The organism is Cupriavidus sp. UYPR2.512, from assembly GCF_000379565.1.
Lineage (GTDB): Bacteria > Pseudomonadota > Gammaproteobacteria > Burkholderiales > Burkholderiaceae > Cupriavidus.
Window position 1 is genome coordinate 1 of record NZ_KB903179.1, and the last position, 22,609, is coordinate 22,609.

Here is a 22,609-nt window from a genome sequence, read left to right on the forward strand (position 1 = left end):
CATGCGTTCCAGGCCAATGGGCGGGCGCCCTCGTTTGCCCTTGGGGTAGTACGGCTCCAGTGCCTCCAGCAATCGAGCCCAGGGCACCACCTGCTCCATCTCACCCAGAAATTTCTCGCGCCGCGTAACGCGCTTCTTTCCCAGATACTCGGCACTAGCAAAACTGATTTGTTGCATCGGCGTAGCTCGCTGGTCGTCCTTAGTCTATCAACGCTTCACAGCTGCTCAACGTCGACACTCTCGTCGATTAAATCAGCCTTTCCATAGCCTGGACCCACGAAAGGGCCGGCTGGCATTTTCTTATTCAGTCGACATTGCTTTTCGTCATCGAAAGCGACGTGGCTGCATTTTCTGGCAGCGCGGCATGCGGGTACTGGCCTGGCCCTGCGGTTACGCAGGCGCCCAGACCTCGCCGGCATTAAGAAACGACTAGCAATTACCGGTGACATGGCAGCGGGCGGGCCATTATACCGAGATCCCATCGGCACAAGGATGGCGCCTGCGAAGGCGCACTGATCCCGTTCGTACTCCGCCTGCAGAAAGAGTTTTTAAACGACCACAGTGGCACGCACGCCCCAGAGGCGGCGGCATGCTGCGGCATTGGATGTATGGGGGTCCCACCAGGCAGCAAGGGATAATATGCAGCATTCAGGGGTATTCACGCGTCAGGAACTCGATCGTTATTTTGCATCTTATGTGGGGATGGAAGGAGGTAACCCAAGAGCTCCCGTCTGGATATGCGACAGAAGCCCGCGCGCCTGGTTGGAGCCCCTTGTCGCGCCGCTGCAGCCGCGTGTGGCGCCGCCCGCCTGGGACGCCGAGTTCCGCCACCAGCAGCGGGAAAACATGGGCAAGTGGCTCGGCCATCAGTACATCGCCCGCATCATGGCCGCCGCGCGGGCTGAAGCACTGCGCGTACGGCTCGCCGACAACGATTGGGAACAATACTACTGGCGCCATCTCTACGCGCCTGGGGGCGCCGAGTTCAGGCTCAGCCTGTTTCCCCTGCCTGCCCAACTAGATGGACGAACGGCATGGTCCAAAGCGTTCCGAGGCCAGCCCGAACTCGTCCCACAGACACGCTATGAGGATCTGTGCCGGCATGGCGAACGCTTCCGGTTTCTCGCGAAGACCTGCGCCCGCTGGCGCCCGAAGGTGGTCGTTTGCCTGGGCCATCGCCATACCGACGAATACCTCGAAGCCTTCTCGCTAGGCGGGCTCGCCAGCGAAGAGCACGCAATCCAGCCGGCCGACCAAGTCAGGCGCTTGCGCATCTTCGCCAAAGACGGCACGACGTGGATCATCTGCCCAGCGCTCGGCGGCAGCGCAGGACTGATCTCGCAGGTCCAGCTCGATGCGTTTGGCAAGCTTCTGGGCACGCGCCTGGCAGCGAGCGACTTCAAACACTGCCTCGATCTCGATCCCGTCGACAACGCCCCGTGGGCGCAGCTGGAGGTCTTGCCCGATCCGTGCCGGAGGAGCCAGCCGCCTGCCGACTCGGCTGGTTGCCATACGGAGGAACGTGCTCGGCCAGTGTTTCCCAGGAGCGAACACGCTCAGGCGGGGACTCGTGAATCCTTCGCCTAGTATGGGCGTATGCCAAGGGAATCTGCCATCACGAGTTGCGATAAAAGACCCCGTTATCGTGCCCCATCTTGGGCCCCGGCAACGCTGGCCTCACGTTCTTCCTGGTCTCACGTGCTGCCGGCATCCGTTGCTAGCCAAGCCTGGCCGAAGGGCCAACGGCGCTTGCCGGGCCACAAGCCGCCGTTCACATGCGTCGTCATTCGGACGGGTCACGCCTGGTCTTTACCGCCATGACGACCTCTTCCAGGGACGCGTTGCCTGCGCGTTCGCCAAGCCCGTTGATGGTGCACTCGATCTGCCGGGCGCCACCGTACCTGACGGCCGCCAGCTGGCGCTGGTCGAACTGTGAGGCTTCGGGAATTCGTTCATCGGCTTCCTCCTGGTCGACGTGACGTTCAGTTCAGGCCGATGCCACGCGACAACACCTCGTGCGCCCATGTCACCGCCGCGCGCGCCGGCGCCTGGCCGGTCGACTCCACGCGTTGCGCCAGCCTGAGCACCCGATCGCGGATGCCTGCCACTTCGTCACGCAGGGCCGATTCGTCGACACCGCCGAGGTATTCCCGGGCGCAACTCACGATGCCGCCGGCATTGATGAGGAAGTCGGGCGCATAGAAGATCCCGCGCTGGTGCAGGGTGTCGCCTTCGGCGAGGGAAGCGAGTTGATTGTTTGCCCCGCCGGCGATGACCCGGAAGCGGCAGCTTTCGGCCACGGCCGGGGTGATGACGGCACCCAGCGCGCACGGCGCGAATACATCGGCGTCGACGGCCGTGATGGCTTCCGGCGATACGACGCGGGCGCCAAACTGCTGTTGCGCCTGCGTCGTGCGGCCGGCGTCGATATCGGCCACGGTCAGGGTGGCGCCCGCTTCATGGAGACGGAGGCAAAGCTCCCAGCCCACCGAACCCAGTCCCTGGACGGCCACGGACAAGCCGGCGAGCGACTTGCGGTCCAGGCGATACAGCGCCGCCGCCTCGATGCCGACGAACACGCCGTATGCCGTCCACGGCGAGGGATTGCCGCCGAAGCCGCCGTCGCGCGGCATGCCGCTGACATAGCGGGTCTCGGCCTGGACGGCACGCATGTCGTCCACCGTCGTGCCGACGTCCTCGGCCGTAATATAGCTGCCTTGCAGCGACTCGACCATGCGGCCGAAGGCGCGGAAGAGTTGCTGGCGGTCGGTCTGCGCCGGGGAACGCAGGATCACCGCCTTGCCGCCACCGAACGGCAGCCCGGCGAGGGCGTTCTTGTAGGCCATGCCCTGTGACAGGCGCAGCGCATCGGACAGCGCGTCGGCTTCGGCGGGATAGGCCCAGTACCGGCAGCCGCCGAAGGCGGGGCCCAGTCTGGTGTTGTAGATGGCGATGATGGCCTGCAGGCCGGATTCCGGATCGGTGGCGAGCGTCACGCGCTCGTGGGACAGGCCTTCGCCGGTGCCGAAAAGGCGGACAGCGGCCGCCGCGTGGGTACGGTCGTTCAACTTCTTCTCCATGACGTGGGGAATGCAAAGCTGTAGCTCTGCCTTCCTTGACACACCGCCTGGGTTGCAGTGCGGTGCGGCGTTTGATGGGGCGTGGAGCCCCAATCCCGTTCGGCTGCGGGCGATCTTGTCGCGCCGGCGCCGGGTTGGCATCTTACCCAGTTTCTCGGTGCGGGCGGGGCTGGGGTTTTCGCTTACTCCAAGGTCGGCTTCCACATCCGCTTACCGTGTCTCGGGACTCTTACGGCTAGCACCGCGTGCTACCTGGTGCCACCGTGCAGCACCGCGTTGCGGCGCGCGTACAGGAAGTAGATCGACAGACCGATCCCCAGCCAAATGAGGAAGGCGATCCAGGTCAGCGCTTGAAGGTGCGCCATCAGGAACAGGCAGAAGCCCACCGATAGCAGCGGAACCACCGGCACGCCGGGGCAGCGGAAGGCCCTATGCAGATCGGGACGGGTCCGGCGCAGCACCAGGACCGCGATCGAGATCAGCGTGAAGGCCGAGAGTGTGCCGATATTGATCAACTCGGCCAGCACATTGAGCGGCACGAATGCGGCGATCATCGCAAACACGATGCCGACGGTCCAGGTGGCAAAGAATGGCGTGGCGTGCACCGGGTGTACCGACGACAGCTTGGCGGGCAACAGGCCGTCGCGAGACATGGCAAAGATGACGCGAGTCTGGCCAAAGGTCATTACCAGGATCACCGTGGTCATGCCGAGAATGGCGCCCAGGTCGACAAAGCCAGCCACCCAGTTCTGTCCCGCGTACTGCAACACCAGCGACACGGGATGGTCGACGCCGGCGAACTTGGCGAAGGGAACGACGCCGGTCATGATGGCCGCGACTATCACGTATAGCACTGTGCAGACCGTCAGCGAGCCGATGATGCCGACCGGCAGGTCGCGGTGCGGATTGCGCACTTCCTCAGCGGCTGAGGTCACCGCATCGAAGCCGATAAAGGCGAAGAACACCAGCGCCGCCGCATTGAAGATGCCGGATACCCCGAAACGGCGCGAATGGCTGCCAGTTGGCCGGCTTGACATGCCAGACGCCGACCGCGATGAACAGCACCACCACCGAAATCTTGATCGCCACCATCAGGTTGTTGAGACGGACCGACTCGCGCACGCCGCACGACACCACCCAGGTGGTGATCAGCATGATTAGGAAGGCCGGCAGGTTGAACAAGGTGTGAACGCCCGGCACAGCCCCCGGAGCCGCCGTCAGCGCCGCCGGCAAATGCAGGCCGAAACCCGCCGCCAGCGACTGGAAGTATCCCGACCAGCCCACCGACACCGCCGAGGTAGCCAGGCCGTATTCGAGCAGAAGGTCCCAGCCGATCATCCAGGCGATGATCTCGCCCAGAGTCGCGTAGCTATAGGTATAGATCGATCCCGACACCGGGATGGCGGAGGCGAACTCGGCATAGCACAGCGCGGCGAAGCCGCAGGCCATGGCCGCGATGACAAAAGAAACCGTCAGCGCCGGGCCGGCGGTCAGGGCTCCGGTGCCGGTCAGCACGAAGATGCCGGTGCCGATGATGGCGCCGATGCCCATCAGCACGAGGTCCACCGGACCCAGCACCTTCTTCAGGCCGCCAACGTGGCTGTCCACCAGCATGGCGTCAATGTCTTTGGTTCGGAACAAGCTCATATAGGTGTCTCCTGCATGTGCTGCCGAGCGATCGCACGGGCCCGCGCCGGAGATGGCGACGAGTCATGCGGGCGCGAAGGCATCCGGGCAGCGTGCTGCCGGGGTCGACGGCACGGCTTGCCGGCACGCAGGTCGCGCCCCGGTCCCGGTATTTTTGTTGGAATTACCCGGACCGCCCAGGCCACGGGGACAGACGTCAAACCGAATCAACGCGGCGCGCACGGCCCTCCGATTCCTTGCACGCCGCTGATGTCAAACACGCCGGTCTCAATCGACGTGATGAACCCATCCGAATGGGTCGGCGATCTTGCCGCGCTGGATGCCGGTCAACAACGAACGGAGGCGTTGCGTAACTTCGCCTTCCCCACCATTGCCGATCGTGAACTCCCCACCAGCGTGACGTACCTGCCCGATCGCGGTGACGACCGCGGCCGTGCCACAGGCAAAAGTTTCCTTAACCCAGCCACTGGCTGCATCTGCGCGCCACGTCTCGAAGTCGTATGGTGTTTCATTGACCGGAATACCCTCGTGCCTGGCCAGTTCGATGATCGAAGCGCGCGTAATGCCCGGCAGGATTGTCCCTGTTAATGGAGGCGTGCGCAGAGAGCCGTCATCCATCACGAAAAAAACATTCATGCCCCCGAGCTCCTCGATCCAGCGGTGCTCCGCAGCGTCAAGGAACACCACCTGGTCGCAGCCATTGGCCGAGCCCTCGGTCTGCGCGATCAGGCTGGCTGCGTAGTTGCCGCCGCACTTGGCCGCGCCGGTGCCGCCTGGGGCCGCTCGGGTGTAGCGATCCGAAACCCATACGGTCACCGCCGACTTGCCGGCCTTGAAATACGGGCCGACCGGGCAAGCAATCACGCAAAATACAAATTCGGCCGACGCGCGCACGCCGAGAAAATTCTCCGAGGCAAACATGAATGGACGCAGGTAGAGGCTTCCATCGCCACCTGGAATCCAGGCGCGGTCAATATCGATGAGCGCTTCCACGGCTTGCAGAAATGTGGCCTCGGGCAGGTCGGCCATCGACATGCGAGCAGCAGAGGCGCGAAAACGCCTTGCGTTCTCCTGTGGTCGGAACAGCGAGATCTTGCCGTCCTCGCCACGGTATGCCTTCATGCCCTCGAAGATTTCCTGCGCGTAGTGCAGTACTGCGCAGGCGGGATCGATTTGGAAAGGACGGCGTGCTTCGACCTTGGCGTCATGCCAGCCGCGACCGTCGGTCCAACGGATCGTGACCATGTGATCTGTGAAAATGCGTCCGAACGTCGGATTTGCCAACTTGGCAGCGATCTCATCGGCGGGGGTGGGCTCGGGGCGAGGCTCTACAACGAACTGCAGTTGATTTTCCGTACTCATTTTTCAGTGTTCCGAGGATGTTGGGCCATATGGCCCTGGCCGCCGCGGTAGTGTCGTCGGGGCGGGTGCCATACAAGGGTGGAGTGCCACTTGCCAAAGAGCGGCGCGCCTTCGCAGGCCCCACCACCGCCAAGCCGGACGCGCTCGATCCTGCCACAGGAAACTGTTCTGCTGCGGCCGGAGCCAGGCAGCAGCACTCAGCGCGCCTCTGGCCTATTGCCGCAGTGGCGTTCGCACCAGCGCCTGGGTGCCGCTCATGTAGACGCGGCCTCTTTTGAGGGTGTCCTTGTCGTCCAGGCTGGCCGCGGCCAAGGATTCGCGCAGGTTGGCGATAGTGGGGTATTCACGATGTCTGTCTCCGTATGCTTCTTTTGTCCGGAGGAGTGTAGGAAGCGCCCGCGCCATCGTAAAATCAAAAATTCCAAAACCTGATATCCACAAAACAAATAGCGGAGGGATGGACATGGCCAAGTCTCGCGAGGCACCGGAAAGGATTGCCGACGAGACTCGCCCGCAATACGCGACAGCCATACCGGCATTGCCCCCTGATGAGGAAATGAAGTGTTTGGCGCCACGCTCAATATGCCAACTGCATGCATGTGAAATGCCGCGCAATTTGAATGAACCAGAAGGCGCGCCAAAGCAGGCTTTGTTCCGCACATCGCCCAGATCGGTGCGGATATCCCAACCATGCTCGGGCTAGTCGCCGCGGGGATGGGATATGCATTCGTGCCTGCCAGCACACGGGCGGCGTGCCCGCCGTCCGTAAACCTGTTGCCGCTCAGGGGCTGGACGCCGAGTTTGACGTCGAGTTCGTCTATAGCCGGGAAGCGCAGTCCCCGCCCGTCGAGCGATTCGTTGCATCGGTTCGCAGGGTCCTTGGGGGCGACCGCCAGTTGGTATTTTGGAGAGACAATCGGCCTGCCACTGGCGGCGGTTTACGCGTCGTCTCAACGACGCGTGGCTCGGACTGCTACGCGATTCGCCGCGCGGCGCTCAGGCGTTTATCCAGGCGCGCGCCTGCTCGAGTTCGTTGACGTGGAACGCTTTGATCTCGGCCTTCGTAAAGAACCGCGCCAAATGCATCGAGGCGCGGATCCAGCCCGCGTCGGCCACCACGGCGGCGCGCGTGATCCTGCGGGCCATGGAAACCCCGAGCGTCATGTCGGTCCACAGCGCCTTTGGCTCGATGCCGGTGAAATGCTCGATGCGTTCGAGCACGCGGGTCTTGCCGTTCAGTTCGAGATCACCACGCATGCGCTCGATGGCTTCACGCAGATCGTGGTCAGTGACTTTGCCTTCGACGAAAATTTCGATGACCGGAGAATCGGGGTCAGTGTGATACAGGATCATGGCAGGAGTACTTGGCCAGGGAGACGTTACACGCTCCAGAACGGTTAAATCCAGCATTCGAACCCATCGTACCCCTTTTCACACGGCTCGGTTAGCCTACTCAAGTCGCGGCCCCTTGGTACGGTAAGCACTGGCTCGGCTTTGTACTGATCAGGCTCGAAGACTGCGAAATAATGTATCCCCAGCGACGTGGGGGACGACCGGCCATTGGAACAGCGAGGGTTCAAGAGCCATGTGCAAGTTATTCAAACATGAAGCCAATCAGAGTGCAGTTGTCGGTACTTCCTCTTGTCATTCAGCCCACCTTACGATGGCAAAGCTTCAGATTCGAGGCCGCCTAGCTTAATCTGGATCCGGCTAACGGCCAGCCGACCGGCAGACAGAGTTCGGCCAACACGCGACATCCCCGCAGAAGACTGCGCGGACGCTCAAACGTCAGGTATGGCCAAACAGCGGACGCTTGACGCGCGTGGGATCGTCGGCCACTCACGAACCATTGCCACCCTTTGAGGAATGGCTTGCGCATGGGAAATTGTTCTCGGGCGACACTCATTCGTGCCATCATCGGCTGGGGGCAAGGGATGCTTTCTTTTGTCGGAGGAGGCTTTTTCAGTCTGGCTCTCTACGAGCATGCGAAGGCGGCGTTGTGCGACAACTGACCGCCGTTTCTACCCAGCACGGAGGAGGTGAAAATGGTCGAATCAAGAAATGGACTTTGGAGGCGGACGGGCGCAATGCTGGCCGCAGCCGGACTCCTGGCATTATCGGGGGCTGCTCTGGCCACCAACCAGTCGCAACAGCGCCAACAAGGCAGGGCCGCAAACCAGGCTGCCAAACAGGAAGCGCGCGGAGGCAAGGTCGACTGCCGGGCTGCAAACCAGAAGAGCAACTCCCAGTGCCGGCAAGACAAGCGCGACACGAAGCAGGAGGGCCGCCAGGAGAAACGGGACATCAAGTACTAGCGCGGCCGGTGCTGGCCGACGAAACGATGCTACGTATTCGTGCGGCCGCATGGCGCGGCGCTGTTCATGCGCAACCGGCCAACTAGGGCCACTCGACTGCGCTCTCGCGCCGACATTCGAATGTCGGCTTCTTTCTGAAAGGGCTGCTTGAAAGCGGCACCATTACTTCACTTCTCGTCGGGGCTCTTGTATGGCTGACGTTTTCCAAGCACTTGCGCGACCAACGGCACTGTGGTGATGACCCCTACAGCGAGCAGCGTCCAGCCGATGGCGCGGCGTTGTTCCGGATTCATTCGATCGCTGAGCAACAGTGCGAGGCCCGCACCGCCTGCCGCTCGTGTTCCGGCAATCAATCCAAGTTCTGGAATGGTCAGTGATACCTGTTTCATCTGTGCCTCCTGGCGGGTTGGACAGATTCGAAGTAGTTTTCGGCGCGTGCGGCAGGCGGTCTGTGCGCAAGCCGACACTGCTGAAAACGGCCGACGGTTTTAGTAAGCCCACACTCGAATTACTACTTTGGCTCGTTGGCGGAATTGGAGAGTGCGCCAATACCAAGCCTGCGCGCGCTGATCCCAGCCTCGCCCTTGCACAGCGTCTGCAAGGAGGTGGCAGCGCGCACTCAGCGGCCGATTCCCGACGTCAGCCGGATTCGACAAGCGTTCCGATAAGCCGTAACAACTCGGCATGCTCTGGTCCGTGCGCATCGGACACGAGGAAATCGCCGACGGCTATTTCGGATGTCTGGCCGCCTGATGGCAAGTTGGGCTCATGCCGGATGAACACTCGTCCTGAATCCAGGTCGCAAACCAGCGACCATCGGTCGCCATTGGAACTCCGATAAAGATGCCGTGCTCGCTGCGTCATGAACCCTCCCCCTCAATTTTGGCTGGCGGCATCGCCCATCATGAATAGATGACCGGCGTGCGGGCGTTCATTGCCAGCAAGCATAAAGCTACCAGCCGTGCGAGCGATCTCATCGGTAAAAAATCGCGCTCGATGCGATCCTCGAGTAAAGGCGCGATGTGGCGAGATCTGTTCCAGCGATGAATCCCCATGCCAGCACCTGTCCTTTAGAGCAGCCCCAATGTGAGGAGTTCATGGCCGAATGACATCGCCCAACCCAGAAGTATGAGCGTGAGCGAGACGTACATGGGATTGCGTGTATTGCGATACAGGCCAACGACGACGAGTTGGACCGGCGGAGCCCAAGGAGCGAGCGTGCCCTTGCGGAGCGAGCGTGCCCTTGCCCGAAACGTAGAAGTCGCGTACGCATCAGAGCAGACCAACCGAGCCGACCGGCATCAACACCAGACCCAGTGGCAGAACGAGCTGTGTGTGTGAGCTGGAAAGCAGCCAGATGCCGGGAACTGCAAAGGCCACTACGCCGGGCAGTGCAAAGAACGCCAGGACCGCCCGCGCAAACATGATCCCCTAGCTTTGTTTTCTGGCGACAATCCTCTCCCTTCCGATGACCTTGCCGACGTCTGCGGCAATGGTGCGCAGAATTTGCTTTAGCCATTGCACAGGTGGGGTCGGCCTCGGAGCATGCGATCTGACGGCGCGCGGGCCTCCGTGCTGCCCGATCCCCTGGATTGGCTTATCCAACGCCCTGCACGCACTCCTTCGGATCGATGACCCCGAGGCTCTTGACGATCCTGAAATTACCGTCATGTGCCTGGGCAAGGTACATGTTCATCCGCACGTGATGCTGGCCCGGCACCATCTCGGCCGGACCACCCGGTCCCTCGGCGATCCTCGCGTGGTCCAGTGCCTTGATGACTTCGTCTTGCTTTAGCGAGCCGGCCTCCTTCACGGCAACCTCCCAGAGCCTCAGCCCTCGGTACAGCCCGGAACACGCACTGCCAGCTGTGAATTTGGCACTGCCCGGATAGAGCGTGTCGTAATGCCGGACCAGGTTCTTGCTGAACGAATCGCTGACGTTGTGGTAGTAGTCGAGGCAACTGTACAGACCCTCCACATGTGCGGCTGGCACCAGGTTCAGGAAGTTCTCGTCGAAGTACGTGCAGACTATGCGTCCGCCTCGCTTCGTGAACCCGGAGCCATGAAGCTGCTCGAGGAATGGCGTGAGCCCAGGCGGAACGATCGTATTGAATACCACCTGCGCGCCACTGGACATGATCTTGTCAATGGTCCCGCCATAGTCGGCGTGATCGAGGGGAAAGTATTCCTCTCCGACTATCTCGCCACCATTTGCCGTGACCACCTGACGGACCTTCCTGTTCATCGTGTGCGGCCAGATATAGTCGCCCGACGGCAGATAGAATTTTTTCGCCCCCGTTTCCTGCATCAGCCACGGAATGAGAGGTTCGACTTGTTGTGCAGGCACCGGGCCGGTACAGAAGATGAGCGGGTCACATTCCTGCCCTTCATATTGCTCCGGGTAAATGTAGAGCTTCTTGCCCTGCACTACCGCCGGACCTTTGATGGCCTGCCTCGTGGAGCTAAAAATGCCGCCGAAAATCACATCCACTTGATCTTGCTGCACTAGCTTGGCCGCTTTGGCCTCCGCCACGCTATCTGTGGTCTCACTGTCTTCGAGGAACAACTCGATCTGTCGCCCCAGCAAGCCACCCTTTGCATTGATGTCATCGATCACCATCTTCGCGACGTTGGCATTGGCGATACCCATGAATGAGAGCGGACCGGTCTGGTCTGTGATGACCCCCACCTTGATGGATGATCCTTTCATGGCTATCTCTCCTCACGAAGCTGACCAAGCGCTGGCTTGAACGCTGGGCTCGCACATGTGTTTCGCATAGCACTTGCCTGCAGCAAGGGCGCCCACTCATACTAGCTGATCCAAACAGCCTTCACGAAATCTCGGGGCGGTTCATGCTCGCACCAGGCATACCATGCCCTCACCCATTGCACCACCTCCTTCGGCGCATTGTGCATGTTCGCGATGCATTCGATGGCCTTGATGCCGGACGAGTGCACGCGATGTCGCTGGCTTCAGAATTACGAATGGATCAAGCGAAAACGTATCGCCAGCCATGAACTCTGTCGACGCCAGGAATTGCTCCGCTTCGATGAGTGAGGCTCTTGCCAGTTCATGGATGTGCGAGGCCTGAGCGCCTGCCCTCGAGCAAAGCATAAGCCCATTAGACGCCCAGTTCCTTCAACCGAGCCTTCAATCGTGGCCCGGCGAAATCAAGAAATGCGCGCAACTTCAGCGGCAAAATCCCCTGTCCAGGGTGAACCAGGCTGATGGGCCACGGCGCTGGCTCGAACGCTTCGAGCGTGGTCTTGACCGCACCGGCACGGATCGCGTCCGCCATCTGGTAGGACAGCACGCGAGTGAGGCCGACCCCGGCCACCGCTGCGTCGATTGCGGCTTCGGCAGTGCTCACGACAAGCCGCGAGCGGATAGGCACCTCCACCTCCGCCTTGCCCGACAGGAAAGTCCAGACTTGCCTGGATGCAATCTGGTCCATGGTGATGCATGCATGGCCGGTTAGCTCAAGGGGGTGCGTCGGCGTGCCATGTTCAGCGAAGTAGGCTGGGCTCGCGCATACCACCCGACGCGTTGTGCCAATCCGCGTCGCGATGAAACTGCTGTCGGGTAGTTCAGCGATCCGCACTGCGACGTCGACTTGCTCTTCAAGAAGATGCATCACACGGTCGGTCAGCACCATCCGTACATCGATGTCCGGATAAGTCTTGAGGAATTCCGCGACCACCGGCAACAAGTGCAAGCGTCCGAAGACAATGGGCGCAGTCATGACAAGTTCACCTTTAGGCGCCGCGTATTCCCCCGACGCGGCACGCTCTGCTTCTCCAACTTCATCGAGAATGCGCCGGCACGCGGCGACATAGGACTGTCCGGCTTCTGTGAGCGCAAGTTGCCGGGTGGAGCGATGCAGGAGTCGGGTTTTCAGGTGTGACTCCAGTTCTGCGACCTTGCGGCTGACCGTTGCAAGCGGAATCTCGAGCTGCCGGGCAGCTGCAGAAAAACTGCCTGCGTCGACCACGGCCACCAGGATCGACATGGATTCGAAACGATCGGCCACGTTCTCATATTTTGGGAGGGTGATTCTTGATAATGGCAGATTATCTTTCTGGGTGGAAGCACCTACTATCCAGGCATTCCCCGGCGAACGCGTCGAGAATCTGGAGAATGTGCTGTGTCAACGCTATCGAGTACCCAACCGCAGGCTTTGCAACGAAACGCTTCTATCAAGAACTTGCCCGTCAACCTGTTTGCGTCCGTGATGGGTATTGCCGGGCTCTCGATCGCGTGGCGCCAGGCCAGCCAGGAATTTGGGGTAACGCCGCTGATATCCGCGGCAGCCGGGATCCTCGCCATCATGGTGTTCCTGGTGCTGAGCGCGGGATATCTCGTCAAGGCAATCCAACATCCGGACGCGGTCCGCGGCGAGTTCCGGCATCCCGTCGCTGGCAATTTCTTCGGCACGATCACGATCGCTATCCTGCTACTCTCCTCGGTCGTTGCTCAACTTAGCCAGCCGCTCGCCGAAGTCATCTGGATAGTGGGCACAATTGCGACGATCGCGCTCTGTTTCACGATTGCGAGCCGGCTGCTGCAGGGCAAGATTGACGCTGCACACGCGGTTCCTGCCTGGTTTATCCCCGGAGTCGCCACTTTGGATATCGCGGTTGCAGGTGGAAGCATGCCAATGCCGTGGGCACATGAAGTCAACATGTTCGCACTGGCCGTAGGGACGATGATTGCCCTCTTGTTCTTTACGATGATCATGTCGCGAATGATTCATCACGAGCCCCTGCCCGCCGGCATGGTTCCTTCCCTGTTGATCCTGATGGCACCCTTCGAAGTGGGCTTTCTCGCCTACACCAACTTTACGCAACGCGTCGACACTTTCTCCGGCTTGCTGTTTTACTTCGGCCTCTTCATATTCCTTACGCTGGCGCCTAAAGTCTTTCGCAAGGGAATTCCGTTCGCTTCCGGTTGGTGGGCCATCAGCTTTCCGATGGCGGCCCTCGCGAGTGCCGCGCTGAAATACTCGATGTTCGTCCAGGCTTGGCCCGTGACGGTAATTGCGATCCTCCTCCTCGCCATGCTGAGCATCGCGATCGTGGTTCTCCTTGTCAGAACGCTGCACATGCTTATTAGTGGGAAGCTGCTCGCCGGTTGAAGCCCCGTTATCGCTGCCGCCCGCCAGTCCCGGCAGCGCCATGCAGGCCATCGCCACCGGCAAGGGCGGCACGCGATCCGGCCTCGCAGCAGGACGCGACGATCGCCCCACCGGTCGGCCGCTGCGCCGGACAGCCAATTCACTTCAAGCCCCCTTCTAAGGCCCGACGCAATACAAGGGTTGCCGGTGCCTACTTGCCGCCGACACCTTGCCGCGCCCGAACCGGTCCGCGTGTATCCAACGGCATTACCCCGCCCGCAGCGCCCAAAGGGCCTCCAGTACGTATTCCGTGGCACGTTGTACCCTTTCCCCGCTGTGCGCCAACCCCAGTCGCCGCCACAACGCCGGCCGCAGCGGCCGCATCACTACGCGCGCATCCGGCGCCGGCGTGGTGACCTCGTGTGGCAGCAGGGCTGCGCCATAGCCGGCCGCCACCAGGCTCTTGATGGCGTCGTTGTAGTTGAGCTGAATACGCGGCGCTGGCCTGTGGCCACCGCTGGCGAACCACTCGGCGGTCAGGCGCGACAGGCGCGTGGTGCCGTCATTCAGGATCAGCGGGCGCGTTGCCAGCCAGGCCGGCGTGATGCGCGCCGGGCAGGGCCAACTCGCTGGCAGGAAAGCCCGTACCGGATCGCGCCGCCAAGGGCGGATGGTCAGCCCCGCCACGCGCGCCTGTGGCAGTGCCACCAGACCGACCTCCAGCGTGCCGGCGGCCAGCCGCGCCAGCGTCTCCTGCGAGGTAAGCACGGCCACCTGCACGTCGATATCGGGATGCCGCTCCGCCAGCATGGCCAGCGCCTGCGGCAGCAGGTGGGCGATGGCCCCGGTCGAGGCCCCGAGGCGCACGCGGCCGGTCAACCCCTGCACCTGACGCTGCACGTCGTCCAGCGCAAGGTCGGCATCGGCCAGCAGGCGGCGGGCGCGATCGACCAATGTCTCGCCAATGGACGACGGACGCACCTCGCCGCGCTTACGCGTCAGCAGTACCGCACCGACGCGGGCTTCCAGCTCGGCAATGTGAAGGCTGACGGTGGGCGGAGCCAAGTGCAACGCGCGCGCAGCTTCGGCGAAGGAACCCAGATCGGCGATGGCGACGAGGGTACGCAGGCGGTCCAGGCTGATCTCGCGCATGGGCGGAACTCCGGTTAAGGGCGTATCTGCTGACGAGGACATCGTTCAGGAAACATGAATTTCGTCGTCATGAAATTCAACTTCTCCGATTCTATCCGGTGGCGCAAGATGGCGCTTCCGTACCGGCCGCACCAACGCAGCGCTGATGCTGCACCGGCCGGGGCCGCCACTTTCACGCCACTGCCAAGGATCCATCCCATGCGCTACCCTGTTGTTTTCATCGACGGCGACCAGGGCACCACCGGCCTGCAGATCCACGAACGCCTCCGCGGACGCGACGATCTGCGCGTGCTGACACTGCCCGCCGGCCAGCGCAAGGATGCGCGCGCCCGCGCCGACGCCATCAACGGCTGCGACATCGCCATCCTGTGCCTGCCGGACTCCGCCGCACGCGAGGCGGTGACGTCCATCGTCAACCCTGCGGTGCGTGTGATCGACGCCAGTTCGGCACACCGCACGCAGGCCGGCTGGACCTATGGCTTTCCGGAGATGGCCGCCGGCCAGGCGCAGCGCATCGCGGGCGCGCTGCGCGTCAGCAATCCAGGCTGCTATCCCACCGGGGCGATCGGCCTGCTGCGCCCCTTGATGGAGGCCGGCCTGCTGCCGCACGACTACCCCATCGCCATCCACGCGGTGTCGGGCTATTCGGGTGGCGGCCGCACCGCCGTCGATACCTACGAGGGACCGCAGGCCACCCGGGCTCTGCCCTTCCAGGTCTATGGCCTGGACCTGGCGCACAAGCACACGCCTGAAATCCAGCAGCACGCGGGCCTGGCACGGCGCCCCGCCTTCGTGCCGGCGTACGGCGCCTTCCGGCAAGGTATCGTACTGACGGTGGCGCTGGAGTTGGACCTGCTGGCATCCGGCACGGACGTCGGCAGGCTGCACGACTGCCTGCTCGACCACTACGCCGACGCCCGCCATGTCGAGGTGATGCCGCTAGCCGAATCGGCCGCCACCACTCACCTCGACCCGCAGGCACTGAACGGCACCAACGACCTGCGCCTGGGCGTGTTCGCCAACCGCGAGCACAGGCAGGTGCTGTTGGCAGCGGTGTTCGACAACCTCGGCAAGGGTGCTTCGGGGGCGGCAGTGCAGAACCTCGACCTCATGCTGGCCGGGGTGGCGGCGGAGGTTCGCCGGGCCGCCTGAGGCCTACCCAACGCTCAAGATCGTCGGCCGCATGATCGAGCGCAACCCGTCGATGGTGGCCAGCGTGCCCTGCGGCTTGGAGTGGCCGCTGCCGCCGGTGGCGCCCGTGGCCGCGCCCGTCAGGACACCGCATTCGCATCCCGGGCCCGCCACCGCGAAACACTGCAACCGAACTGGCCGGAGAACCAGTGCGAGAAGGCGCTCAGCGAGGCAAAGCCAAGCAGGGCGGCCACTTCCGACAGGGGACGTTCGCGATTCTCGATATATCGCCCGGCGAGATCCGTCCGGATCGCATTCAGCAGCCCGGAGTAGCTCTCGCCCTGGCTCGCGAGGCGGCGTTGCACCGTCCTCGCATCCATGCCAAGGTGCTCCGCCACCCGGTCGATCGAGCACGCGCCCGACGGCAGCAAGGCGATGACCAGCCGTCGCACTTTGTCCGCCATGCTGTCCTCGGACCGGGCAAGCATCGCGTCGAGATACTGCCGCACCTGACGGGCGATGGCCGGATCGTAGGAGGGAAGCGAAGCGTCGAGGTCGGACGCGTCGCAGATGATGCCGTCGAACTCCTGGTTGAACAGCACCGGCATCTTGAAGACGCGCAGGTGCGTCGCGGTACTGGCTGGTGCGGAATGGGTGAAACAGATGTTGCGAGGCTTCCACCTGGGACCGAGGAACAGCGTGAGCACGCGATACAGGACACCGACCACCAACTCCGAGGACTGTCTCAGCGAGCCGGGAAGCCCGGCCAGTACTTCCTGCCGGATGGTCACCAGGCCGTCCGCCCCGTCGATACGCATGGCAATGGCCTCGTTCTGCAGGCGCAGATACCGGACCATGGATTCCAACGCACGTCGCAGCGTCGGCTCCTCCCGCATGACGAACGCCAAGGGGCCGAGGTTGGCGAGTTCCCGCGTCTCGGCCATGCGGAGCCCAAAATCCTCCACGCCTGCCGCCTGCGCTGACACCTCGAGCAACCGGGACACGGCTGCCGCGGAGATCCGGATATCGGGATCGACCAGCGCAGCCAGGCTGATGCGGGCGGCCCTCAGGAACGCGAACGGCTCCAGGCCCAGCGAGCGGGCTACATCGACGTAATTGGTGAGGCTGGCGCTTCGTAGCTGGTAGGGCATGGCGTTTTCCCTGAGTGTCGCGAATTATAAAACGTATGTCGCGCTTAATCAAATAGACGCTGGCCGACGGCCGATACTTTTCAATGTCGGCGCTCACCGTGCGCCATGCGCCTGAAGTCAACCTAATCCGTGGAGGGAAACGAATATGAGCAGCCAGAGCCGCCCCAGTGCCACACCCCTGTGTGATCAGTTGCGGGCAACCGGGAACTGGAATCCCGCCTGGGACGCCATCGCCGAACTGGACCCGGAATGGATCGAGAAATTCATGACGATGGGCATGCACCCGGTCCTCTCCGGCGTGCTCGATCCCAAGGTCTACGAATTCATCGCCATCGCGGTCGATGCGTCATGCACCCACATGTACGCACCGGGCACGCGCCGCCACATTCGCAAGGCGCTCGAGCTGGGCGCCACAAAGGAAGAGATCGCCGCGGTGCTGCAGGCCGTCAGCGTGCTCGGCATCCACACCAGCAGCATGGGCGCGCCGATCCTGCTGGAAGAACTCGCGGCACTGCAACAGCAACAGGCGTCGGCTGAGCGTGCGGCCGCCTGACCACGATTCGCGCCACACCCCCTTAATCAAGAGAGACAGAGATGCATTTTCTAGACGATTCCCTCCTGCCCGAGAACCAGGAAAAGCTGGTCATCCAGGTCGCCCCCTACGGGCCGCAGTGGGTGCCCGGCGATTCGGACGACATTCCGGTGACCATGGAAGAGCAGGTCCAGAAGGCGGTCGATTGCTACAACGCGGGCGCCACCGTGCTCCATGTACATGTGCGCGAGGCCGACGGCAAGGGTAGCAAGCGGCTGTCCATGTTCAACGAAATGCTGGCGCGCCTGCGCGAAGCAGTGCCCAAGATGGTGCTGCAGGTGGGCGGGTCGATCTCGTTCGCGCCGGAAGACGAAGGCCAGGCCGCCAAGTGGCTGGCTGACGATACCCGCCACATGCTGGCCGAATTGCAGCCGAAGCCGGACCAGGTCACGGTCGCCATCAACACCTCCCAGATGAACATCATGGAGCTGATGACCGAGGCCGACGTGGCGGGGACCTCCCTGACGAACCCGGCCATCCAGGCGGCGTACCGCGACATGATCGTGCCGTCCAATCCATCGTGGCATGTCGAGCACATCAAGCGACTGGTCGCGAAGGGCATCCAGCCGCATTTCATGCTCAGCAACTTGACAGGCCTGGAGACGGTCGAGCGACTGATCCGCGCCGGCATCTACCGCGGACCGTTGATCCTGAACTACGTCGCCATCGGCGGCGGCGCTGCCGGGCTGCACCCGGCTGACATGATCGAGTTCGTGCGCCGCACGCCCGATGGCGCGGTGCTCACCCTCGAAACGCTCAACCGCAACGTGGTGCCCATGAACACCATGGCGATTGCCATGGGCCTGCACGTGCGCGTGGGCATCGAGGACACGCTGTTCGGCCCCGATGGCCAGCGCGCCACGTCCGCGCAGCAGATCGAAAAGATGGTGCGCATTGCCCGCGAACTGAACCGCGAAGTCGCCACCGGCGAAGACGCGCATCGCATCTACCAGACCGGCACGTTCTGGAACAGCGCCGATGAAACCCTGGCCCGCCTGGGCATGGTGCCTAACCGCAAGCCCACGCAACGCGGCGTGCCGCTGCGTCCCGCCGCCTGAGCCTGACCCCTCTCTTTCCGGGAGAGGGGCATGGATGCAATTTAAAACATGGCCAATAAATATTGATCCGTGCCAGATAGAGACCAAAAGCACTCAAAGCAGGAGACAAGGATGTTCTGGAAGAAGAGCCCCTCTGCCGTGCTGGCCAGCTTGCTGGTCATCCACGTGCTGGCCATGGTTGACCGCAACATGCTGCTGGGCTTTTCGCCCCAGATCATCGCGGACCTGCATCTCAGCAACGCCCAATACGGCTTCCTCGTCGGGGCAGTGTGGGTGCTGAGCTATGCGTGCTCGGTCGTATTCCTCGGCTCCATGGCCGACCGCCTCAGCCGCACGCGCATCCTGGCCGGTGGTGTCTTTGTCTGGAGCCTGTGCACCTGGGCTTCGGGTCATGCCCAGAGCTTCGAGCAGATGGCGCTGGCGCGCTTCTTCGTCGCCATTGGCGAGGCCGCGCTCGTGCCGACCACGGTGTCACTGCTGGCCGAGCTGTTCGTGCAGGAGCGGCGCGGCACGGCCATGGGCATCTTCTTCATGGGCATTCCGCTTGGCATCGGCGTCAGCTTTCTGCTGGCCGGCACCTTTGGCGCGGTGCATGGCTGGCGCACCACCTTTTACGCCTTGGGTGGCATGGGCATCGCCGTCGCCGTGCTGCTGGCTGGCCTCAAGGACGACAGGGGCCAACTGCCAGCGCATGAGCGTGGTGCCCCCTTCATGCAGCAGGTTCGCGACACGCTGGGCCTGCTGCGTCGTAGCCCTGCGCTGTCGCTGATGATTGCCGGCTTTGCCCTCTTTCACTTCTTTTTCGTCGGCCTGGCGTTCACGCAGCTATGGCTGGTAAAGGAGCGCGGCATGGACGCCGCCGCCATCGCCTCGCGCATCGGCATGCTGCAACTGGTGTTTGGCGCGGCGGGCTCGGTGGTGGGCGGCGTGCTGGGGGATCGCATGGCGCAGCGGCTGCCAGGCAAGCACGCCGCCGTGGTCGTGCTGTTCATTGCCGTGTGCGCGGGGCCCATGATTGCTTACCGCTTTGCCGAGGCGGGTTCGTGGGTGTTCTACACCGGCATGTGCGCAGGCTTCTTCCTGCCGCTGGCCCTGTATGGGGCAGGCAACGGCGGCATCGTGAACCTGACACCGCCGCAGATGCGTTCCACGGTCACCGGCTTCACCATGCTGAGCGTCAACGTATTTGCCCTGTCTATCGGCAACGTCGTGGCGGGGCGCGCCGTGGATGTGATGAAGGCCCAGGGGGCTGCCAATCCGCTCTCGCACGTAGTGCTGGCGACCGACATCCTGGGCATTGCATCGATCCTCTTCTTTGCGCTGGCGGCGGTGGCTATCGCCCGGCAGCAGCGTGCCGCGGCGGGTGGCATACCTGCCTGCGCCTAGGTTTCCACTACAGATCGGACTGACTTCATGAAAAAACTGCAAGACAAAGTGGCCCTCGTCACGGGGGCCGGACAGGGCCTGGGCAGTGCCATCGCGCAGGCCATGGCCCGCGAGGGCTCCCGCCTGGTCATCTGCGACATCAACATGGAAACGCTGGAGCACACCCGCGCAGAGATCGCAGCCGAAGGCGTGCCCTGCCTGGCGTTGCGCTGCGACGTGTCGGACGCGGCTGCCGTTGATGCCATGTTCGCTCACACCGCCGAGCGCTTCGGCGCGGTGGACATCCTGGTCAACAACGCCGGCATCGTCCCATCGTCCCAGAAGGACACCGGGCGCCGCAACAAGCTCTACGCCTACCTCACTACGCCCATGCCGCGCCAGTCGCTGGGCATCGTGTCGTCGCTGACCGACGACGACTGGCTCAAGTGGTGGGGCGTGAACATGCACGGCGTGTTCTATTGCACCCGCGCCGCGCTGCGCCAGATGGAGCCGCGCCGCAGCGGCAAGATCATCAACATTGCCTCGATTGCCGGGATGAGTGCACTCAGCACGCACAGCCCCGGCTACTCGGCCACCAAGGCGGGCGTCATCAGCCTGACCAAGACCACCGCCATGGACGTGGCGGGCGCCAACATCTACGTCAACGCCATCGCCTGCGGCGGGGTGATGACGCCGCCCTTCCGGGCCTACATCGCCAATGCCAGTGAAGCGGAGAGGAACAGCCTGTTCCAGTTGTCGCCGCTGGGGCGGCTGGGCGAGCCGTATGAATACGCCACGCTGGCGGTGTACCTGGCCTCGGACGAGCATTACCTCGTAGGCCAGGTCATCAGTCCCAACGGCGGTGCGGTGATATGAGCTACGGACGCGCCATGACGCACGGCAGCGCTGTCCCAGACCCGGGCATCCCAGATGCACCCGAGTCGCGCCTTGCGCGGAGGAAGATGCGGGACTTTCAACACCCGAACATGTGAGCAAGCCTCCTGCAATGGGACAATCAAGACGGCCGAGAACCACCGTCACGGTGCACTTCTGCTAGCGGCAGCTTCTCGGTGCGGATTCAACCGGTCGATGCAGGGAGGACCACGGCTCGCGCCGTGAGCGTGTGCGCGGCTATCCCTGCTGGCTTCATCGAGGTCGGCGATCGGCCAGTTGCAGCCGTTCGCTATCCGCCGAAGACGATCTGAGGATCGCGACGTCGAGACTACCATCTGGAAACGGCGCAGCCCTACGCCTTGAGATCTGTTGCCGCGAGATCCTGAACTTCTCTTGGCCGAAGGATTTTTTCAACGAGCCGAGCCGACATCTGGCGGCTCAGTAGTCTCTGCAAGTTCGCCAGCAGTCGATTTCGCCCCCCCACAACCCAATAGCTCAGATTGCGATCGAGCGCCCACAAGGCATCCTGCACCACGTTCGCGACCGGCATCGGCACGCCGACAGCAGCCTCCTTCGCGCCAACAACGTCGAAAAAGGCCGTTTGCGTCGCGCCAGGACATAGCGCGACGACCCGGATGCCCCGATGCCGGTTCTCAGCCCAAACAGCTTCTGAAAATGACAGGAGAAAGGCCTTCGTCGCGCCGTAGACGGCCATATACGGATCGGGCTGGAATGCCGCGGTTGACGCGACGTTGATGACTGCGCCGTCGGATCGCGCTTGCATCCCCGGCAGCAGAAGATGAGTCAGCTCGATCGCGGCGATGCAGTTCACCAGAACTTCATCGCGCTGGCACGTCAACGGAATCGTTTCAAAGCGCCCGTAAGCTGCGAAGCCCGCATTGTTGATTAGCACATCGACGACCGTGCCGGTCTGCTTCAGATGACGATCGATCGTGTCGACGGCGTTGGCCGCGCTCAGGTCGACCGTCAGAAAATCGGCGTCGCACGCATAGTCGCGTCGCAGTTCTGCGGCCAGATTGCGCAGCTTGTCGTGAGAGCGTGCGACCAGCAGGAGTCTCGCACCGCGTTCGGCCAACGCATAGGCAAACGCGCGCCCGATACCCGAAGATGCACCGGTGACGAGTGCTGTTTTTCCGCCAAAATCGAAAGATTTGCTCATAGCTTGCTGATGGAGTGGAACGGGAGTTGCACTCTAAACCGTTGACTATAGGCAACGGTCAAGCGTAAATGTCGTTCCACGACATTGATTGGAGGCAGCATGCGCATCGGCGAGCTATGCAAGAGGGCGGGTGTATCGCGCGACACCGTCCGTTACTACGAACGTATGGGTCTGCTGGACAAACCAACACAACCTAACGCGACGAACACTTACAAGCGCTATTCCGAACTTTCGTTACAGCGGATACGGCTGATCGTCCACGCGAAGGAGTTGGGCTTCACGCTGGCGGAAATTGGCGACGTTGTCCATGTATGGGAAAGTCCGACGTTCGGCGTTGACCAAAAGGTCGCGTGCCTGCAAGCAAAACTCGCCGAACTCGACGCAAAGAGTCTTGCGTTGATCACGCTGCGAACAGGGTTGCTGAATGCGTTGGCCAAAGTTGGCGGCGATTGTGTCGAAGAAGAAATAGCGTGATGAGTCGCGGCCGTGCAAGTGTCATGTTGCCTCGAACAGGAACGTCAATGGCCGCTTTGGGTCGAGGGTGTGTGAAAACGTCCCGATCACCTAG

The 22,609-nt window shown here is 62.6% G+C and carries 19 protein-coding genes and 5 pseudogenes; 9 read left to right on the forward strand and 15 right to left on the reverse strand.

The features are described from left to right. Positions 1–177 (reverse strand): annotated as a pseudogene (locus A3A5_RS0132120) (IS5/IS1182 family transposase); the annotation flags it as partial. A gap of 618 nt (positions 178–795) precedes the next feature. On the opposite strand from A3A5_RS0132120, the gene A3A5_RS0132125 reads away from it, so the two are divergent. Beyond that, entirely contained in the window at positions 796–1,587 is a 792-nt protein-coding gene (locus A3A5_RS0132125) for a transcriptional regulator (protein WP_232431507.1), read from the forward strand. A gap of 208 nt (positions 1,588–1,795) precedes the next feature. Here the strand turns inward: A3A5_RS0132125 and A3A5_RS42395 are convergent. The 7 genes and pseudogenes from A3A5_RS42395 to A3A5_RS0132150 form a co-directional block, all read right to left on the reverse strand. Then, positions 1,796–1,915 (reverse strand): annotated as a pseudogene (locus A3A5_RS42395) (hypothetical protein); the annotation flags it as partial. A 67-nt stretch (positions 1,916–1,982) separates the two neighbouring features. Next, complete coding sequence (locus A3A5_RS0132130) at positions 1,983–3,080, reverse strand: amino acid dehydrogenase (protein WP_018314552.1); 1,098 nt, start codon at positions 3,078–3,080, stop codon at positions 1,983–1,985. 248 nt (positions 3,081–3,328) lie between these two features. Further along, positions 3,329–4,727, reverse strand: a pseudogene (locus A3A5_RS39655) (amino acid permease). A 267-nt stretch (positions 4,728–4,994) separates the two neighbouring features. Further along, positions 4,995–6,089: a branched-chain amino acid aminotransferase gene (locus A3A5_RS0132140; protein WP_026201345.1), complete on the reverse strand. Its 1,095-nt coding sequence runs from the start codon at positions 6,087–6,089 to the stop codon at positions 4,995–4,997. A 216-nt stretch (positions 6,090–6,305) separates the two neighbouring features. Beyond that, a pseudogene (locus A3A5_RS45825) lies at positions 6,306–6,436 on the reverse strand (LysR family transcriptional regulator); the annotation flags it as partial. 160 nt (positions 6,437–6,596) lie between these two features. Then, positions 6,597–6,722 (reverse strand): annotated as a pseudogene (locus tag A3A5_RS42920) (pyridoxal-phosphate dependent enzyme); the annotation flags it as partial. Between the two features lie 363 nt (positions 6,723–7,085). After that, the gene (locus A3A5_RS0132150; RefSeq protein ID WP_018314555.1) at positions 7,086–7,442 is read right to left on the reverse strand and encodes an STAS/SEC14 domain-containing protein; all 357 of its coding nucleotides are present in this window, start codon (positions 7,440–7,442) and stop codon (positions 7,086–7,088) included. A gap of 692 nt (positions 7,443–8,134) precedes the next feature. On the opposite strand from A3A5_RS0132150, the gene A3A5_RS0132155 reads away from it, so the two are divergent. After that, the gene (locus A3A5_RS0132155) at positions 8,135–8,404 is read left to right on the forward strand and encodes a hypothetical protein (protein ID WP_026201346.1); all 270 of its coding nucleotides are present in this window, start codon (positions 8,135–8,137) and stop codon (positions 8,402–8,404) included. Between the two features lie 167 nt (positions 8,405–8,571). On the opposite strand, the gene A3A5_RS42410 is transcribed toward A3A5_RS0132155, so the two are convergent. The 4 genes from A3A5_RS42410 to A3A5_RS0132170 all read right to left on the reverse strand — a co-directional run bounded on the left by A3A5_RS42410 (position 8,572) and on the right by A3A5_RS0132170 (position 12,414). Then, positions 8,572–8,793 (reverse strand): hypothetical protein, encoded by a 222-nt coding sequence (locus A3A5_RS42410; RefSeq protein ID WP_081624036.1) that lies wholly within the window; start codon positions 8,791–8,793, stop codon positions 8,572–8,574. 681 nt (positions 8,794–9,474) lie between these two features. Continuing rightward, positions 9,475–9,690 carry a methyltransferase gene (locus A3A5_RS45830; RefSeq protein ID WP_081624038.1) on the reverse strand — a complete coding sequence of 72 codons (216 nt, stop codon included), beginning with the start codon at positions 9,688–9,690 and terminating at the stop codon, positions 9,475–9,477. 311 nt (positions 9,691–10,001) lie between these two features. Further along, positions 10,002–11,114, reverse strand: coding sequence for a substrate-binding protein (locus A3A5_RS0132165; RefSeq protein WP_018314558.1), 1,113 nt, complete (start codon positions 11,112–11,114; stop codon positions 10,002–10,004). A gap of 412 nt (positions 11,115–11,526) precedes the next feature. Continuing rightward, positions 11,527–12,414, reverse strand: a complete 888-nt coding sequence (locus A3A5_RS0132170) for a LysR substrate-binding domain-containing protein (protein WP_018314559.1) — start codon at positions 12,412–12,414, stop codon at positions 11,527–11,529. Between the two features lie 135 nt (positions 12,415–12,549). Here A3A5_RS0132170 and A3A5_RS0132175 point away from each other — a divergent pair, with 135 nt between their 5' ends. Next, positions 12,550–13,539 (forward strand): SLAC1 anion channel family protein, encoded by a 990-nt coding sequence (locus A3A5_RS0132175; RefSeq protein WP_026201347.1) that lies wholly within the window; start codon positions 12,550–12,552, stop codon positions 13,537–13,539. Positions 13,540–13,785: 246 nt separating this feature from the next. On the opposite strand, the gene A3A5_RS0132180 is transcribed toward A3A5_RS0132175, so the two are convergent. Beyond that, a complete protein-coding gene (locus tag A3A5_RS0132180) occupies positions 13,786–14,670 on the reverse strand; it encodes a LysR family transcriptional regulator (protein ID WP_018314561.1) in 885 nt (294 codons plus the stop codon). A 198-nt stretch (positions 14,671–14,868) separates the two neighbouring features. Between A3A5_RS0132180 and argC the strand changes: the two genes are divergently transcribed. Beyond that, positions 14,869–15,822 carry an N-acetyl-gamma-glutamyl-phosphate reductase gene (gene argC / locus A3A5_RS0132185; protein ID WP_026201348.1) on the forward strand — a complete coding sequence of 318 codons (954 nt, stop codon included), beginning with the start codon at positions 14,869–14,871 and terminating at the stop codon, positions 15,820–15,822. A 119-nt stretch (positions 15,823–15,941) separates the two neighbouring features. Here argC and A3A5_RS0132195 read toward each other — a convergent pair whose 3' ends face one another. Beyond that, positions 15,942–16,952 (reverse strand): AraC family transcriptional regulator, encoded by a 1,011-nt coding sequence (locus A3A5_RS0132195; protein ID WP_018314564.1) that lies wholly within the window; start codon positions 16,950–16,952, stop codon positions 15,942–15,944. A 145-nt stretch (positions 16,953–17,097) separates the two neighbouring features. Here A3A5_RS0132195 and A3A5_RS0132200 point away from each other — a divergent pair, with 145 nt between their 5' ends. The 4 genes from A3A5_RS0132200 to A3A5_RS0132215 all read left to right on the forward strand — a co-directional run bounded on the left by A3A5_RS0132200 (position 17,098) and on the right by A3A5_RS0132215 (position 20,843). Next, on the forward strand, positions 17,098–17,505 hold the full coding sequence (locus A3A5_RS0132200) for a carboxymuconolactone decarboxylase family protein (protein WP_026201349.1): 408 nt from the start codon (positions 17,098–17,100) through the stop codon (positions 17,503–17,505). A gap of 41 nt (positions 17,506–17,546) precedes the next feature. Next, the gene (locus tag A3A5_RS0132205; protein WP_018314566.1) at positions 17,547–18,602 is read left to right on the forward strand and encodes a 3-keto-5-aminohexanoate cleavage protein; all 1,056 of its coding nucleotides are present in this window, start codon (positions 17,547–17,549) and stop codon (positions 18,600–18,602) included. A gap of 69 nt (positions 18,603–18,671) precedes the next feature. Next, entirely contained in the window at positions 18,672–19,988 is a 1,317-nt protein-coding gene (locus tag A3A5_RS0132210) for an MFS transporter (RefSeq protein ID WP_255343557.1), read from the forward strand. 27 nt (positions 19,989–20,015) lie between these two features. Next, positions 20,016–20,843, forward strand: a complete 828-nt coding sequence (locus A3A5_RS0132215) for an SDR family NAD(P)-dependent oxidoreductase (protein ID WP_018314568.1) — start codon at positions 20,016–20,018, stop codon at positions 20,841–20,843. 370 nt (positions 20,844–21,213) lie between these two features. Here the strand turns inward: A3A5_RS0132215 and A3A5_RS0132220 are convergent, their stop codons facing one another. Beyond that, positions 21,214–22,041 (reverse strand): SDR family oxidoreductase, encoded by an 828-nt coding sequence (locus A3A5_RS0132220; protein ID WP_018314484.1) that lies wholly within the window; start codon positions 22,039–22,041, stop codon positions 21,214–21,216. Between the two features lie 99 nt (positions 22,042–22,140). On the opposite strand from A3A5_RS0132220, the gene A3A5_RS0132225 reads away from it, so the two are divergent. Continuing rightward, on the forward strand, positions 22,141–22,515 hold the full coding sequence (locus A3A5_RS0132225) for a heavy metal-responsive transcriptional regulator (protein WP_018314485.1): 375 nt from the start codon (positions 22,141–22,143) through the stop codon (positions 22,513–22,515). Positions 22,516–22,609 lie beyond the last annotated feature (94 nt).

Bases quoted from the DNA above. Each gene is read 5' to 3' on its own strand.
- argC (WP_026201348.1), top strand. From the start codon at position 14,869: ATGCGCTACCCTGTTGTTTTCATCGACGGCGACCAGGGCACCACCGGC.
- A3A5_RS0132205 (WP_018314566.1), top strand. From the start codon at position 17,547: ATGCATTTTCTAGACGATTCCCTCCTGCCCGAGAACCAGGAAAAGCTG.
- A3A5_RS0132155 (WP_026201346.1), top strand. From the start codon at position 8,135: ATGGTCGAATCAAGAAATGGACTTTGGAGGCGGACGGGCGCAATGCTG.
- A3A5_RS0132220 (WP_018314484.1), bottom strand. From the start codon at position 22,041: ATGAGCAAATCTTTCGATTTTGGCGGAAAAACAGCACTCGTCACCGGT.
- A3A5_RS0132130 (WP_018314552.1), bottom strand. From the start codon at position 3,080: ATGGAGAAGAAGTTGAACGACCGTACCCACGCGGCGGCCGCTGTCCGC.
- A3A5_RS0132170 (WP_018314559.1), bottom strand. From the start codon at position 12,414: ATGTCGATCCTGGTGGCCGTGGTCGACGCAGGCAGTTTTTCTGCAGCT.
- A3A5_RS42410 (WP_081624036.1), bottom strand. From the start codon at position 8,793: ATGAAACAGGTATCACTGACCATTCCAGAACTTGGATTGATTGCCGGA.
- A3A5_RS0132165 (WP_018314558.1), bottom strand. From the start codon at position 11,114: ATGAAAGGATCATCCATCAAGGTGGGGGTCATCACAGACCAGACCGGT.
- A3A5_RS0132225 (WP_018314485.1), top strand. From the start codon at position 22,141: ATGCGCATCGGCGAGCTATGCAAGAGGGCGGGTGTATCGCGCGACACC.
- A3A5_RS0132140 (WP_026201345.1), bottom strand. From the start codon at position 6,089: ATGAGTACGGAAAATCAACTGCAGTTCGTTGTAGAGCCTCGCCCCGAG.
- A3A5_RS0132180 (WP_018314561.1), bottom strand. From the start codon at position 14,670: ATGCGCGAGATCAGCCTGGACCGCCTGCGTACCCTCGTCGCCATCGCC.
- A3A5_RS0132200 (WP_026201349.1), top strand. From the start codon at position 17,098: ATGAGCAGCCAGAGCCGCCCCAGTGCCACACCCCTGTGTGATCAGTTG.
- A3A5_RS0132215 (WP_018314568.1), top strand. From the start codon at position 20,016: ATGAAAAAACTGCAAGACAAAGTGGCCCTCGTCACGGGGGCCGGACAG.
- A3A5_RS0132150 (WP_018314555.1), bottom strand. From the start codon at position 7,442: ATGATCCTGTATCACACTGACCCCGATTCTCCGGTCATCGAAATTTTC.
- A3A5_RS0132195 (WP_018314564.1), bottom strand. From the start codon at position 16,952: ATGCCCTACCAGCTACGAAGCGCCAGCCTCACCAATTACGTCGATGTA.